We start from the raw sequence: 15,439 nt of genomic DNA, 5'->3' as shown, positions 1-15,439 counted from the left end.
TAAAGCAATACAAAAATTAATCAAAAATCAAGTACAGCAATGGGTGGCAGGTTTACCTAACTATATCAAGGGTTACATGTCTATTTCAGTGTGCGAAAGTTGAGTAATATAATAATTTCCAATCTTCCTCAAGTATGGGATTATCAAGTGAATTGCTATTAATTGTTAAAAAGAAATTCGTTTGATACTATTAAAAATGCAACAGAAAAATATGCGCTGGAGGTTTTGATTATGAAAGCAATTATTATCGAACAATACGGCGATGCAAATCAGCTAAAGGAAAAAGACGATATTCCCGTACCAGAAATAAAAGATAACCAGGTATTAGTAGAAATGCACGCTACGTCCATTAATCCGATTGACTGGAAGCTGCGTGAAGGTTACCTGCAAGAAGGGGTGCCTTTTGAATTTCCAATTATTTTAGGATGGGACGCGGCAGGTGTCATCAAACAAGTCGGTAAAAATGTAACCTCTTTTCAAGTGGGTGACGAGATATTTGCTCGACCGGCCCTTACACCAAATGGCACGTATGCTGCCTATACAGCGGTTGATGAAAAACTGCTGGCGATGAAACCAAAAAATATCAGCTTTGAAGAAGCGGCAGCAGTTCCGCTTGCAGGTCTTACTGCCTGGCAATGTCTTGTGAACTTCTCTGAAATAAAAAAAGGCGATAGAGTGTTGATTCATGCCGGTTCCGGCGGTGTTGGCAGCATGGCCATTCAGATTGCTAAAAGCTTCGGTGCCTATGTAGCTTCGACTGCCAGCGGTAAAAATGAGACGTTTTTAAAAGAATTAGGTGTCGATCAATTCATTAATTATAAAGAGGAAGACTTTGAAGATGTTCTTCAAGATTATGATATTGTCGTGGATACGCTGGGCGGTGAAATCCTGAATAAAAGCTTCCATGTATTAAAGGAAGGCGGACGGCTCGTTTCCATTGCAGGACAGCCAGATGAAAAGTTAGCCAAACAAAAAGGAGTCAAGGCAGGATTCTTATGGCTTGAGCCAGATGGAGGAGAACTGTCTGAATTAGGGAAGCTGATGGAGGATGGGAAATTAAAATCGTATATTGGACATACTTTCCCGCTTACCGAGAACGGATTGAAGGAAGCGCATCGATTGAGCGAAACCCATCATGCGAAAGGAAAGATTGTGATTCAAATTAAGTAAGTACGGTGATTCTCACCAAAAATCAGGCTGCTGAGCAATATTCAGCAGCCTGATTTTTTTGCTGGAGGAAAGGGGTCAATCTAGTGAAAGTCCTTATCGCTTACATAAGAACTCTTTGTACAACAAGTCCAAGCACCAACCCTAGAAAAATAGAAGACAGCGTACCTAACAAGAAATATTCCGCCCAGTTCCGGTCGTTTAACTGCTTAAATCGGGCAATCGACTTGGCGGCAATGATAAATGCAATCGACTGATATGCGCCTGCTGCTGTTAATAGTACCACCAGCAATCTTTCCAGATAGCCGATAAGCTTGCCGCGCGAACGAAGCGGGGCAGAGTAAGTGAAATAATGATATTCCTCTGTAAAACGATTGTCTGCGCTCGGTTGGATTTTTTCCTTTCCGGCAGCTATTTGGTTTTTCAACGTCAGTTCACCTTCAAAATTGGCAAATTCGGATGGTAATGAACCAATGATAAATTTTACAATATGCCCGCTGACACTTGTCGCCAAAATATAAATGATGACAAAAAATAATGCTGTGTTGAGCAGAGTTAAACTGCTTGACCCATTCAGGTTTAAAAGACTTGCTGTCATCTCTGCAATTGTCATATGAAAGAATAGGAAACAGGTCAGGAGTATCATCATAACGTGTAAGACCTGATCTGCTAGAAAATATCCGAGTTTCTTCATATTATCCGTCGGGCTTTTGGGAAGGGAATCTACAAATTTTATTTTTAATAAATCAATCAAAAGGTGTGTGATTATAATAAAAGCTAAAGGTGAAATAAAATAGGAAATGACATGCTGAAACTCATATTGATAGCCCCATATTACCGCAAGTACAATACCTGTTGTCAGCAGGTGGTGAAGGATGTGTTTTTTTAAATGCTTGATTTTATGTTTCACCATCTGGTCAGATTGCAGCCAAAAATCAGCAATCAAATGTGCGAGAACAAGCAATAATATTGTCATGATAATCTCCTTTCCTCAGGGAAATAATCAGATAGATGTGTGATGATATGATGGTTAATATTTGTTTGCAGCTTATCTGTTAGACGATGGTTATCTTGTGCACCTAATGAATCCAGCACCTTTACAATATTATCAAAAGCATGCAAGATGATTTGCGTTTTGCCCTGTTTCATATGGTGGGATATGGTAGCTGTTGTTCTTTTAAGGTGTTCGCTTACCTTTTTTTGTTGACCGAGTATGAGATATAACGAACAGACGAGAGATTGTATGTCAGTTTGTTCGTTGATTTGTCCCTGCTTCAGCATTAAATTCGTATTAATCAAGATTTCGAACTGCTTGCTAAAAACCGTGAAGTCTTGTTCATTTGATGAAGCAGGCAACGCAAAACGAAACAGCAATCTATCTGGCTGTTTTTTCAGATGATTATTAGCGTTCCTTGCTTGTTTCATCAATGGATGAATCCATGTCTCTATATTTATATCCCTTACATCCTCTTTAATCGTTCCGAATGACAGGCCAAAATAAGGCGGATGATCAGTAAATTTCCAGATGCGGCTGATATAAAAAGCAAGAGTATATGCTGTTGCATAGCCGTTGCTCACAAGTACCAATTCATCTCCGGCGCGGTGACTGATTTGTGTTCCAGCTGTATTTTTGGTCCATAGAGAAATACTTTCTTTTAATTGTCCCAGGTAATCACTTAATGCCTTCCCGATATTTTCTTTTGACGAATTACTTATATCCATAATGAAGATGGAAACTTCCGTTGACATGAATAAAACAGCTCCTTCCTTATTCATCTCAGAGAATAGTTTGATTATATCATCGAATATATCAAAAGTTAGATGAAATAGTCAAACTTTGTGGAAGTTAGATGATTTAGTCTAATATAATTTGAAATATAAAAAAGCATACCATGACACACCAAACAATAAACAAATCATGTAAAGCTTATCCAAGTCATTTTTTCATAAATGACGCCTTTTGTATCACCCTAATTACTTTAGTATACGTGTACATCAGTTTTGCACTTTTTTGCTTCTAGTCACATTTACTATTACGAAAGGATGTTTAAAAAGTCCAATAAAAATGCCACAGCGAATTTCTGCGTTGACAGGATTTTTCCAATACTCACGTATTCAAAACATACGCTCCGTTCGTAAAAATCTCATCGCCTTGAATTTCTTGGTCCTATTTATCGTACTTTTTGAACACGCATTATAAAGAAATGGGGTGAATACGAATGCGCCGTAAGCTAGAAAAATTTGTGGATCCGCTTCCTAATCTACAGCCTCTAAAGCCTGATAAAAAAACAGGGGACGGGGTTCACTATGAAATCACGATGAAGCAATTCAAGCGTAAGCTGCATCGTGATTTACCAGCAACCACTTTATGGGGGTATAACGGTCAGTTCCCCGGCCCGATGATTGAGGCAAATCGGGATGAACCGGTTCACGTGGCATGGCTTAACCAATTGCCGAATAAGCATCTGCTTCCAGTTGATGTATCGATTCATGGCCTTGAACAGCTCCCCATCGTACGCACGGTGGTACATTTACATGGTATCGAAACAAAAGCTGACAGCGATGGACATCCGGAAGCATGGTACACAAATAACTTCCAAGAAACCGGACCTGTTTTTTCAAGAGAAACATTTACGTATCCGAATCATCAGCGCGGAAGCCTGCTTTGGTATCATGATCACGCTATGGGAATTACGCGGCTGAATGTATATGCAGGGCTGGCAGGGATGTATATTCTTCGGGATGAGCACGAGAAATCATTGAACCTGCCTGCTGGGGACTATGAAATTCCGCTTATGATTACAGACCGAAGCTTGAACGCAGATGGTTCCTTATTTTACCCATCACAGCCTGATGATGCAGCAAAAAACCTGCCAAATCCGTCTATTCTGCCTGCATACAATGGAGATACAATAATCGTTAATGGAAAGGCATGGCCGTTCTTAGAGGTGGAACCAAGAAAATATCGGTTCCGGATTTTAAATGCTTCCAATACAAGGTCCTACCAGTTACAGCTTGATTCTAATATAAACTTTCAACAAATCGGTTCGGACGGCGGGCTGCTCAGGCATCCCGTTGAAATCGAAAAAATCGGTTTTCAGCCGGCAGAACGAATCGATGTCATTATTGATTTTTCAAAAGCAGCTGGTCAGTCCATTCTATTAAAAAATGACTTAGGACCAGACGCTGATCCAAACGATGACACTGGAGATATCATGCAGTTCCGTGTTACAAAGTCATTGAAAAATAAAGATAGAAGCCATTTGCCACAAACTTTATCTGTTATTCCTTCATTAAAGCAAAATGATATTTCTGGTATTCGTTATTTAAAATTAGTTGGATCTGCTGATGAATTTGATCGTCCTTTATTACTTCTCAACAACAAGCACTGGCATGATCCAATCACGGAAAATCCGCAGCTAGGGACAACAGAGATTTGGGCTTTTACAAACACAACCAACTTCTCTCATCCAATTCACATTCATCTTGTCCAATTTCAGGTGCTGGAGCATCAGCCTTTCGATCTGGAGCAATATAATCAAGATGGCAAAATCATATTTACCGGACCGCCTGAGGCCCCCGCAGCAAATCACCGCGGCTGGAAAGATACCATTGAGGTTCCTGCTGCAACCATTACCAGAGTCATCGCTAAATTCGCTCCATATAGCGGAGAGTTTGTGTGGCACTGTCATATTTTAGAGCATGAGGATTATGATATGATGCGGCCTTATATGGTGGCAGATGATGACAAAAATAATACTAAATTTTAATTATATAGACGAAAAGGGTTTGAGTTGAGGGATAGCAGAAGCAGACCATGAAATAGAAAAAAGCATGAATGAGATAGATAGCCTCCAGTATAAAAACTAAAAACACCTGCTAAAAGCGTATATAAAATTAACGGCTTTTAGCAGGTGTTTTTATGAACTATATACAAAATTTAAAATAAAGCTGTGTATAGAGCTTGGATATATTCCGTAGGGGATAAAAGACAATTAAACAAAATCAAACAGAAAAGTATGAACCAAACCCATATAAAATACTGTGAAAGAGAGGAACTTATCCTTTTTGGAGCAACTCTATAAAATTTTGAGCAGATTTAGACAAGCTATGATCTTTGAGCCATATCAACCCGACTGGTCCATTTAACTCCATCGCACTTGATATCCGATAAGCATCTACAGGGTACCCGCGATATCGTTTCAGCAGAGTTTCCGGAACAATAGATGCGGCGAATCCAGACGCAACTAAATCCATTAAAAGGCTAATGTCAGAGCACTCCCCTATCTTATTAGGGTGCAGTTTAAATCGAGAAAATGCCTCTAAAATCAAATAGTGCACACCTAATCCCTCTGTGCTTGGAAACAGGAGAGGATAATGCTGGATTTCAGCAAGTGATACTTCTTTATCAAATGATGTCTGCTCCTCAGACGTAATGAAATAAAAAGGATCGTTATAGAGATGGAGAACAGAAAAATCGTCCAAATCTAACGGCATTCGGATAATTGCCAGTTCCACAATTCTGTCCCTGACTAATTGGCAAAGATGGGAGGATTCATTTTGTTGGATTTTATATGTGATTTTTGGGAATTCCTTTTGAAATTGTTCAAGTATATGTGGCAATTCGCTAACGGAAAATGTGTTAACACCAATAGTGAGTTTCCCATTTACCCCTTTGCCAACCTCTTTTACCTCTGTTTCGGTTTCTTCCATCCATTGAGTTATTTGCAGCGCATTTGTATACAGAGCTTTCCCTGCTTCTGTCATTTCTAAAAATTTACCGCTTCTTTCGACTAATGTGGCACCGAGTTCTTCTTCCATAGCTTTTAATTGTTGACTTAAGGGTGGTTGGGACATATGAAGTCTTTTAGCGGCGGCAGAAATTTTCCTTTCTTCTACAATAGCAATAAAATAGCGCAGCTGCCTAATATCCATCGTAAACATCCTTTCTACTTTAATCGCAGAGAACCGTCTGCAAAGCTCTACCTATAATGAAGTTTCATTTTATATATTAAAAAAATAAGTAAATATAATTAAATTAATATTTTTCATATAGCTACCTCCATGATAACATATTTATATAGGGGTAAAGGTTATGATAAAGCTGAAATATTTTTATCGCAGGGCAGCTGCCAAAACAGGGGAAGGTTTTTCAACACAGAAAGAAAAGAAGGAGGAAACCAATTTGGAACAAAAGTTAATTTCAGCAGCAGAAGAAGGAAATACAGAAACGGTTTTAAAATTAATAGAAGCTGGAGCAGATATTGATGCAACAGATGAACACGGTGTAACCGCAGTAATGGCTGCGACGCAAAAATATCATACAGATACTGTCAAGGCGCTTATCGAACAAGGAGCAGATATAAATATCCGCAATAGCAACCAGGATAATGTGCTTCTATATGCTGGAGCTGAAGGATTCCTTGAAATCGTGAAGCTTGCTGTTGGAGCAGGAGCAGATACATCATTAACAAACCGGTTCGGCGGAACGGCGCTTATTCCTGCTTCAGAGCGCGGGCATGTTGATGTGGTAGAGGAGCTTTTAATGAACTCTGACACAGACGTAAACCATATAAACAATTTACAATGGACTGCATTATTGGAAGCGGTTATTTTAGGAAACGGCGGGGAAAATCATCAGAAGATAGTAAAGCTATTAATAGACCATGGTGCTGACATCCATATTGGTGATAAAGATGGCATTACTCCTTTAGAGCATGCAGAGCGCCTTGAATTTAAAGAAATTGAACGTATTTTGAAAGAATCTGAAGCATAATTGGTAAAACGAAACATCATAAAGGAGAGGACCAACATGTCGAACAAAGAATGGATGAAACAAGCAGTCAAATTAGCGAATGAAAATGAACAAAAGCATCAGGGAGCCCCATTTGGAGCAGTGGTTGTCAAAGATGGAAAAGTAATTGGGTCTGGTGTGAATGAAGTAACAGCAACGAACGATCCGACTACGCATGCGGAAATTCAAGCTGTTCGTGAAGCCTGTCAAACGTTAAATACAACGAATCTTAAAGGGTGTGAGATATACGCCAGTACAGAGCCATGTCCAATGTGTTTAAGTACGATTTATTATACGCAAGTAGATACCGTGTATTTTTCTAACCCCAGCAACCCTGATCAAGACTATATATACAATCAGCTTTCCTTATCACATGATGAAAGGGATATTCACATGATTCATTTAAAAGAATGACTAAATAATTCAGCTGAAGCAGAATCTCCAGGTGTAAAAAAGATGATATTAGTCTTAACTGGAACAAAGATGACCGCAAAATCGAAATGGAATAACAGGATAATTCACTACGGAAGGCCCTTTGCGATAACATTTCGCGAAGGGTTTTTTTATTCATCTCAGCTTTCCATATATTAACACGACTATTTAAACGGATTTATGTTGACCATAGGAATATACGTTCGTATAATGAGTATACAAACACCCATTCGTATTAGGAGAGAGTATGATGAAAAACATTATCATGATGGATTATTCGAAGGAGCCTCGGCGGGACATTATATGTATAGATGTCAAATCTTTTTTCGCAAGCGTAGAAGCTGCCGAACGTAAGCAGCATCCTTTAAAATCCCGGATTGCAGTTGTATCCAAGCCGGATAATCAAGGCGGTTTGGTGTTAGCCGCTTCTCCTTTAGTAAAAAAAGAGTATGGCGTGAAAACAGGAACAAGGATTTATGAAATCCCGCAGAAAGCAAATATAGATATCGTGGAGCCTCGTATGGCAGTGTATTTACAAAAGAATATGGAGATATTACGTATTTTTAAGCGTTATGTAGCGAAAGAGGATTTACTTGTTTATTCTATTGACGAATCGTTCCTCGACGTAACGAAATCACATAAACTTTTTGGCAGTACGCATGACATAGCGAGGAAAATCCAACGTGATGTATGGAGAGAGTTGGGATTAGTGTTAACTGTGGGAATAGGGGATAATCCGCTTTTAGCAAAATTGGCACTCGACCATCAGGCAAAGCATGACGAACAACGAGGCTTTATTGGGGAATGGCGTTATGAAGACGTTCCATATAAATTATGGAAGATAGAAGCCTTAATTGATTTTTGGGGGATAGGACAAAAAACGGAAGCCAATCTAAATCGGATAGGGATTCGAAATATGTATGATTTGGCTCAATATGATATTGGCAAATTAAAAGAAAAGTTCGGTGTGATTGGTCAACAGCTCTATTTTCATGCACATGGAATAGATCGAACCGTGTTATCGGACACGTACACACCGGAAAGTACCTCCTTCAGCAGAAATCAGATACTAAACAGAGATTATTCGGTTAAACACGATATTGAAACGGTTATTCGGGAAATGACAGATGAGAATGTGGCAAGGTTAAGGAAGCACCGGCTCATGACAGGTGTTGTCAAGCTGACCATTGGATATTCGAGAGATACAGTACTAGGCGGGTTTAGCCATCAGATAAAGATTGAAGCAACGGATTCATCCAGAAAATTAAAAGCGCACATGCTGTTTATCTTTCATAAACATTATAAAGACAATATGCCCGTACGAGTGATTAATGTTACTTTTGGAAAACTTCAAATAAAGCAATCATTGCAACTGAATTTATTTGAATCGGCAGAAGAAACAATGGAAAACGAAGAGCTGGATAAGACGATTGATTTTGTAAGAAGAAAACATGGTTATACTTCCCTGCTGCATGCTTCTAGTCTGCTTAAAAACGGAATGGCGAGATACCGTGCGAAATTGCTAGGCGGTCATCGTTCTGGAAAGGAAGAGTGAACATGGAAAAAATATCGATTACACGAGTTACGCCTGAACAGTTCGGGTATAAGGACAGAGGAATTATGAAATGGTTAGGCATGATGTTAAGCGACCATTCAGAAGCGCTCAAAAAAGAAGAAATGAATGATCAGCTAATCGAAGTGAAAGCAAAAGAAGAGATGACCGAGGAAGCCATCGCAAAAGTATTGAACCAAGCTTTTGCAACGAATTCTCCTGTTTTGATTCAAGCGAATGTGATGCGAAACGGGAATTATTATAAAGACTTGGAATGTAAAGTATCTGGATATGGAGAAGGTCAGATTCATCTATTTTTAAAAGATGGACGGGGAACGAATTGTTCCATAGAGGAAATAAGAAATGTGGAGTTTATGAACACACTTGACTGGTATGATAAAAGAAAATGATTAAGAAGTTATTTTTTGAAATCATTTGCTGAACCACTGGAATATTTGTAATATAATAAATAAAAGAATGAATACTAAAGCTATAGGAAAAGGAGAAATATATGGACGGACTTAAAGGGAAACAAGTTGCTGTTGCTGCATCTCGTCAGGCAAAAGCAATTGATACACTAATCAGTAAACATGGCGGAAACACAATTCAATTACCGATTCAAGGAGAGTATCAGCTGAATGATTCGATTTGTCAGCAGGATGTAAAAAAGCTTGTAGAAAACAGATTTGACTTTGTCATACTAACTACTGGGATAGGAGCAGAAACGTTAGAGCAATCCGCAAAGAAACTCCATATCCATACCAGCTTCATAGATAAACTAAAAAGCTCAACCCTTGCCATTCGCGGCAGTAAAACGACAAAGTGGATGAAACAGCATCACCTGATACCAACCATTCTTTCTGCAGATGGAACAATGGAAAATTTGCTTGCATCTTTACCTCCGGTCAAACAGGGCGAAGAAAAACAAATTTATTTGCAGACATATAATGAGGATGACGTGTATTTAAAAAGAAGTCTGGAACAGCTTGGGTATGCTGTTTATTTATCTAAACCCTATTCTTATAAAGAACCAGACCAGCAGATTTTATCGATACTAAAAGAAACCATTACCTCTCAAAATGTAGATGTTGTTGTTTTTACCAGTAAAACACAGGTGCGAAATTTATTTATGAAGGAGGATAAGGAGAAATTGGCGGAAGCCTTTAATCAAGGAATTTTAGCAGCAGCGATAGGAAAGGTGACTGCGGCTGAATTAGAGAAGAATGGCATTGAGAAAGTATTTCAGCCGAAGAAACCTAAAATGGGAGCGATGGTTGTAGAACTAAATAAACAGTTCTCATAGAATATATAGTGAAAAAGCTTCGAATATTTTGATGGCATTCTATTTCGAAAACCATTCGTTTTAAACAGGCTTTTGCGCTTCTTTAAGTACTGTTATTTTAAAGCACTCCTTTTAACTAGAAACGAGATAAAGGAGTGCTTATCCTACTTGATATACTGCTTAAATTAAACATGTATGCAGATTTTTTGTCTGATACGGAAAAATCTCCTGATTCGCTTTCAGACGAACGACCAGATCTGGATTAGCTATAAATAATTGTCCGAATGCTACCAAGTCTGCCTGATTACCTCCAATAATGGACGCCCCTTTTTCAGGTGCTATATTTCCAACAGCAATAAGCGTTTTATCCCAGTATTGCCTGAATAATTCATGAAGCGATTTTTGATTATGTTGAAGCATATCACCGTAGTTTTCTGCCGATGGATGGACAATTTTTAGTTGATGCTTGGAAAGAATCCCTGTTATAGCGCATACCATTTCTTCTGGATGCTCCCATACATAATCCTTATCATCATCTTTTTTTTCAGAAATTCGAATGCTGATTCTATTTTTAGGAACAACCTTCTTTACTTCTTTAATAATTAAATCTAAAAATCGCAGTCTATTTTGTAAGGAACCTCCAAACTCATCCTGACGGTCATTTGTTTTCTCATTGATAAATTGATCGATCAGGTAACCATGCGCAGCATGTATCTCAACTCCGTCAAATCCGGCTTCCATCGCATTTTTTGCTGCATCCTTGTAATCAGCTATTATTTGATAAATTTCCATATTATTTAAAGCTCTGGGAGCTTGGAAAGGTTTCCTCAAACGATGCACATGTCCGTTGGCACCGATAGGAGAGGGCGCAACAGGAGCATTCCCTTTTAGAATTTCCTGATGACTTACTCTGCCAACATGCCAGAGCTGAGCAAAGATTTTTGTTTTATATTGATGAACTTCCCGCGTGACTTTTTTCCAGCTTAAGATTTGACGATGCGTATATATCCCTGGTATCCCATAGGTTCCTTTGGCCAGTTTGTTGATGGCGACACCTTCCGTAATGATTAATCCTGCCCCGTACCTTGCCCGTTTTCCATAGTAGTCTGCAATCAAGTAATTCACTTCACCTGTTTCGTTATCAGCAAATCCTCTTGTCATTGGCGCCATTACAATTCTATTATCTAATGTTAAGTTCCCGATTTTATACTTGGAGAAGATAGAACACGTCATATTTATCACCTCATATCAAATTTTAATTCGATACTGAATTGTTTACAATGGAATGATTAAAGTATATGCTATGGAAAACTTTAAATTTTAAAGTAATTGGAAAGCTGGTGAAAAGGATGTTGGATCATATCGATCATCAAATATTAGATTTATTAAAAAGAAATGCCAGACTTACCTATACAGAAATCGGCAAGCAAATAAATATGTCATCTCCTGCTGTGAAAACAAGGATAGAAAGGTTAGAAGATTATGTAATAAAGCGTTATACGGTTGAGGTAAATAATAAAGAGCTCAATAAAGGAATCCATGGCTTCGTTTTATTTAAGACCAAAAGCTGTGAAAAGTTAATGAATTACTGTAAGGAGAATAGTAATATAATAGATTTATGGAGAATTGGCGGAGAGTATAATTACATGGCAGAAGTGGTTTGTGAAGAAATGGAGGAGCTGGAGCAAATCTCTAAGGATACCACACATTTTGCTTTTTCAAATATACTATCTGTTCTGGGAAATCATCCTGTTAGTAATGACTAAAAATAGAAACGCATCAAAAAACCTGGCGATTTCAAATAAAATCATCAGGTTTTTAATATTTTAAGTAATGTCTGCTTCCTCATTTACAGGTTAATTTTGTCACCCCTCATGTTTTTATTCAGCTCAGTAAGAAACCCCTTTTGCAATATGAAGAAATTCCTTTACAGCCGGTGAGGCTTCCGCAATAGATTGGCAGGCAAGTGCTACTTCACGGCTGTTTCGAATCGTTAAATTACTGACCTTTATGTTTTGCTGCGTCTTTAAAAACAGCTCAGGACCAACCGTGACCCCCAGGCCTTCCTGCACCATATTCGCAATCGTTGTACAGTCATGCACTTCAAAACGAATAGAAGGTTTTATTTGTGCTTCTTCAAACAATGCTTCTACATGGGATTGATACATCCCTGTGGGCATAATAAAAGATTCTTTCGCTAATTCAGCCATATCCACTGTATCCTCGGATTGAAATCGATGTGCCGGGTGATAGGCAACCACCATATCATCTTTGATAAGAGGGACAAAATCGAAATTTGGATTAGCTTCTCCTTTTACAACAAATCCAATATCAATCACTCCAGAGCTCAACCACTCTGTAATTTCTTCGTAGGTGCCTTCGTAAAATTTAAATTCTATTTTCGGATGTTTTTTCTGGAATTTGGCAAGCAGCTTTGGCAATAAGCAAGAAGAAGCACTTGCAAATGTACCGATGCGAATGATACCAGTCTCTAAGTTAGTTGCCAGAGCGATTTCTTGGTGAATACTTTCCATTCTCTTCAATACTTCCCGGATATGAGGGAGCACTTTTTGTCCTACTTCCGTCAGGGTGATTCCTTTTCTGCGGTCACGAATGAATAAAGAAACATCCCATTCAGATTCCAAACCGGCAACTGCATGACTTACTGCCGATTGTGTCATATTTAATTTTTCAGCGGCAGCGGTAAAGCTTCCCAATTCAAATACGGTCGCAATAATTTCAAAACGAACAATGCTCATGAGTAATTACTTATCATTTTATCGTTCTTATGCTGTCCAGAGTTATCCAGGCAATGAGCGGAGGATTATTTATTGTAGTAGCTACCAATTATGCTGCTCAAATTGCAGCACCTGAAAAAAAGGGAAGCGCCATGGCAACAGTGCTTACGGGTTTTACTATCTCCTTAGTACTTGGGGTACCCTTAGGAACATTTTTAGCAGGATATGTAGATTGGCGGTATATTTTCCTGATTATTGCACTTGGTACGGTATTGTTATTAGCAGGACTGTATAAATTATTGCCGGCTATTGAAGGAAACCAGCCGCTGCCGTTTAAACAGCAATTGCTGATTATCAAAGATAAACGGGTGCTTACAGGGTTATTGACGACCATTTTTTGGATTTTAGGGTATACCATGGTCTTTGCCTATATTGCTCCATTGTTAAGTAATACAGCTAGCTTTTCCATAGAGATGACAAGTATCGCTTTATTTGTTTTAGGAGCTTTTGCTTTTATCGGCTCCCGTTTTGGAGGATACGCGGTAGATAAATGGGGGCCTGATCGAACCATATCGCTTAGCTTATGTATCCACATTATTGCGTTATTTGTTTTGGCATTGACACAATATACCATGACAGGCGTATTTATCACGTTGGCAGTTTGGGGAATAGCAACATGGACAACCACGCCGGCAAAGCAATTTTATTTAGTATCTTTAAAGCCGCAAACATCTGAAACCGTACTGAGTTTTAATACTGCATTAATGAATGTGGGAATGATGTTAGGTTCTGCGCTGGGCGGTCTTATTATTCAGTATATAAATATCGTCCATTTAAGCTGGATTGCCGGATTATTTGTAATTATCGCGTTTATTTTCATCCGGTGTTCTTTCTACTTAAACAAAAACGGGTAAGGTAATTATGAAATGAATGAATAGATAAAAGAACCCCACATTCTCTGACAAGTTGGGGTTCTTTTCCTTGAATAAAGGTTTATTCCTGAATAATTACATGAGGAGATCGTTTTTTTAATTCCGTGATAAATTCTCTTCTATTCTTTGGTGAAATCTTTACACTGCCAAGGATGGCTGAATCGTAAAATAATTCAAGTCCATTCCTGGCAGATAGAATGCGATAACCAGTAAAGATATCTTTTGTCGGCGAAATTTTCCTTATGCTTTGATAAGCGATTTTACACTTGAATGGTCCGCCTTTCACTAACAGATAATTATCATAGAAAATATACTTGATCGAAAAAGACATCCATAACAAAGCTCCTGCTAAAATAATAAAGATAGCAGTCATTATTATGACGATGCCCATGGATGCCTCTTTATCAATGAGTGGAGGTAAGAGCGTTACGGCACCTATTAATAAAACCACAATGGACATAAACGTTACGAAAAAACCATCTACTTTTGAACGGAAAATCATGGCGCGTTCTCACCTTTCTTGCAGTTGCTTTCCAAATATATTTTCTTACTGTTTCTATCCAACCATTATAAGGGGTTTTTCTCTTTATTTCATTCACCCCAATGCAGACTCTGCTCTTTCATCAATGAAATCATTGCTTGCATAGCAGGGGAGAGCTGTTTGTTTTTATGGTTCACAATAAACGTCGCATTTCCTGTATGGTTTAATGAAATAAATTCACCTAGAATTTGTTCGGAAGCAAGTTCCTTTTCTACCGCGAAATAGGGCAGGATGGAAAAACCGAGTCCGGAAAGCACGCATTGCTTAATTGCTTCCAAACTGGAAAAGTTTAATGAATTTTTTGCCTCGATTTGTTCTTCCTGTATATATGCTTCCAGCATGCTTTTATAACTGCAGCTTTCTTCGGTGGAGAGAATCGTATTTTCACTATCTTCTAGGCAGACAGGCCATACCAGAACAGTCGATTCATCCTTTATTTTTTCAATCGTCAGCTCTTTATCAAACCAGTCATTTCTTTCCAAAACAAAGGCCATATCAATTTGTCCGTTCTTAAGCGCGGCAGAAATATCCTTATTTTCAAGAGAACGTAAAGATAAAGACACATCAGGGTATCTTTTTTTGTACTCCATTAGAATGGACGGAATCCTGTATTGTGAGAAGATTTCTGTAACCCCAATAACAAGACTGCCCTTTGGCGCATCATTCATATTCATGGTTTCCGCTGCTTCATTGTATAAATCAACGATTTTAACAGCATATGGGTGAAATTGGGTTCCGTAGTTTGTCAGAAATACTTTTCTGCCAATACGGTCGAATAAAGGTTTTTTTAATTCCTTCTCCAGCTCCTTCACGTGTACCGTCACCGATGACTGTGAATAATCCAGATATTCCGCTGCACGTTTAAATCCGCCTTTTTCCACGATTGTTTTAAATGTGATTAAATGACGTAATTCCATCTATTTGTCCTCCTTGATGAATAGTTTAATATTATTAAACTATTCATTTAAAAAGATTCGTTTTATTAAACTTTTATGTATTAG

At 38.4% G+C, this 15,439-nt stretch carries 15 protein-coding genes and 1 pseudogene; 9 read left to right on the top strand and 7 right to left on the bottom strand.

The features are described 5' to 3' along the window. Positions 1-231: 231 nt before the first annotated feature. Positions 232-1,170: an NADP-dependent oxidoreductase gene (locus tag ACFO3P_RS18575; protein WP_289585126.1), complete on the top strand. Its 939-nt coding sequence runs from the start codon at positions 232-234 to the stop codon at positions 1,168-1,170. A gap of 100 nt (positions 1,171-1,270) precedes the next feature. Here the strand turns inward: ACFO3P_RS18575 and ACFO3P_RS18570 are convergent, their stop codons facing one another. After that, positions 1,271-2,143: a DUF3307 domain-containing protein gene (locus tag ACFO3P_RS18570; protein WP_289585127.1), complete on the bottom strand. Its 873-nt coding sequence runs from the start codon at positions 2,141-2,143 to the stop codon at positions 1,271-1,273. After that, positions 2,140-2,916: a hypothetical protein gene (locus ACFO3P_RS18565; protein ID WP_256706262.1), complete on the bottom strand. Its 777-nt coding sequence runs from the start codon at positions 2,914-2,916 to the stop codon at positions 2,140-2,142. The genes ACFO3P_RS18570 and ACFO3P_RS18565 overlap by 4 nt, the downstream gene beginning before the upstream one ends. Before the next feature lie 470 nt (positions 2,917-3,386). Between ACFO3P_RS18565 and ACFO3P_RS18560 the strand changes: the two genes are divergently transcribed. Continuing rightward, entirely contained in the window at positions 3,387-4,937 is a 1,551-nt protein-coding gene (locus ACFO3P_RS18560; protein ID WP_289585128.1) for a multicopper oxidase family protein, read from the top strand. A 289-nt stretch (positions 4,938-5,226) separates the two neighbouring features. Here ACFO3P_RS18560 and ACFO3P_RS18555 read toward each other — a convergent pair whose 3' ends face one another. Continuing rightward, complete coding sequence (locus ACFO3P_RS18555; RefSeq protein ID WP_193062132.1) at positions 5,227-6,102, bottom strand: LysR family transcriptional regulator; 876 nt, start codon at positions 6,100-6,102, stop codon at positions 5,227-5,229. A gap of 250 nt (positions 6,103-6,352) precedes the next feature. Here ACFO3P_RS18555 and ACFO3P_RS18550 point away from each other — a divergent pair, with 250 nt between their 5' ends. From ACFO3P_RS18550 to ACFO3P_RS18530, 5 genes are all read left to right on the top strand, one after another. After that, positions 6,353-6,943, top strand: coding sequence for an ankyrin repeat domain-containing protein (locus tag ACFO3P_RS18550; RefSeq protein ID WP_193062377.1), 591 nt, complete (start codon positions 6,353-6,355; stop codon positions 6,941-6,943). 36 nt (positions 6,944-6,979) lie between these two features. Further along, positions 6,980-7,375 carry a nucleoside deaminase gene (locus ACFO3P_RS18545; protein ID WP_193062133.1) on the top strand — a complete coding sequence of 132 codons (396 nt, stop codon included), beginning with the start codon at positions 6,980-6,982 and terminating at the stop codon, positions 7,373-7,375. A 268-nt stretch (positions 7,376-7,643) separates the two neighbouring features. Continuing rightward, positions 7,644-8,948 carry a Y-family DNA polymerase gene (locus ACFO3P_RS18540; protein ID WP_379542574.1) on the top strand — a complete coding sequence of 435 codons (1,305 nt, stop codon included), beginning with the start codon at positions 7,644-7,646 and terminating at the stop codon, positions 8,946-8,948. A 2-nt stretch (positions 8,949-8,950) separates the two neighbouring features. After that, positions 8,951-9,355 (top strand): hypothetical protein, encoded by a 405-nt coding sequence (locus ACFO3P_RS18535; RefSeq protein WP_042534013.1) that lies wholly within the window; start codon positions 8,951-8,953, stop codon positions 9,353-9,355. Positions 9,356-9,456: 101 nt separating this feature from the next. Next, entirely contained in the window at positions 9,457-10,248 is a 792-nt protein-coding gene (locus tag ACFO3P_RS18530) for a uroporphyrinogen-III synthase (RefSeq protein WP_042534015.1), read from the top strand. 159 nt (positions 10,249-10,407) lie between these two features. Here ACFO3P_RS18530 and ACFO3P_RS18525 read toward each other — a convergent pair whose 3' ends face one another. Further along, on the bottom strand, positions 10,408-11,460 hold the full coding sequence (locus ACFO3P_RS18525; protein ID WP_052485070.1) for an alkene reductase: 1,053 nt from the start codon (positions 11,458-11,460) through the stop codon (positions 10,408-10,410). A gap of 116 nt (positions 11,461-11,576) precedes the next feature. On the opposite strand from ACFO3P_RS18525, the gene ACFO3P_RS18520 reads away from it, so the two are divergent. After that, positions 11,577-11,993, top strand: a complete 417-nt coding sequence (locus tag ACFO3P_RS18520) for an Lrp/AsnC family transcriptional regulator (RefSeq protein WP_175297061.1) — start codon at positions 11,577-11,579, stop codon at positions 11,991-11,993. Positions 11,994-12,116: 123 nt separating this feature from the next. Here ACFO3P_RS18520 and ACFO3P_RS18515 read toward each other — a convergent pair whose 3' ends face one another. Continuing rightward, positions 12,117-12,986 carry a LysR family transcriptional regulator gene (locus ACFO3P_RS18515; protein ID WP_042534018.1) on the bottom strand — a complete coding sequence of 290 codons (870 nt, stop codon included), beginning with the start codon at positions 12,984-12,986 and terminating at the stop codon, positions 12,117-12,119. A gap of 8 nt (positions 12,987-12,994) precedes the next feature. On the opposite strand from ACFO3P_RS18515, the pseudogene ACFO3P_RS18510 reads away from it, so the two are divergent. Next, a pseudogene (locus ACFO3P_RS18510) lies at positions 12,995-13,879 on the top strand (MFS transporter); the annotation flags it as partial. Positions 13,880-13,958: 79 nt separating this feature from the next. Here ACFO3P_RS18510 and ACFO3P_RS18505 read toward each other — a convergent pair. Continuing rightward, entirely contained in the window at positions 13,959-14,399 is a 441-nt protein-coding gene (locus tag ACFO3P_RS18505) for a PH domain-containing protein (protein ID WP_289585129.1), read from the bottom strand. Positions 14,400-14,488: 89 nt separating this feature from the next. After that, on the bottom strand, positions 14,489-15,355 hold the full coding sequence (locus ACFO3P_RS18500) for a LysR family transcriptional regulator (RefSeq protein ID WP_289585130.1): 867 nt from the start codon (positions 15,353-15,355) through the stop codon (positions 14,489-14,491). Positions 15,356-15,439: the final 84 nt, after the last annotated feature.

Source organism: Oceanobacillus aidingensis (assembly GCF_042654105.1).
Classification (GTDB): domain Bacteria; phylum Bacillota; class Bacilli; order Bacillales; family Amphibacillaceae; genus Oceanobacillus; species Oceanobacillus oncorhynchi.
This window is presented reverse-complemented; position numbering and strand designations above follow the sequence as displayed.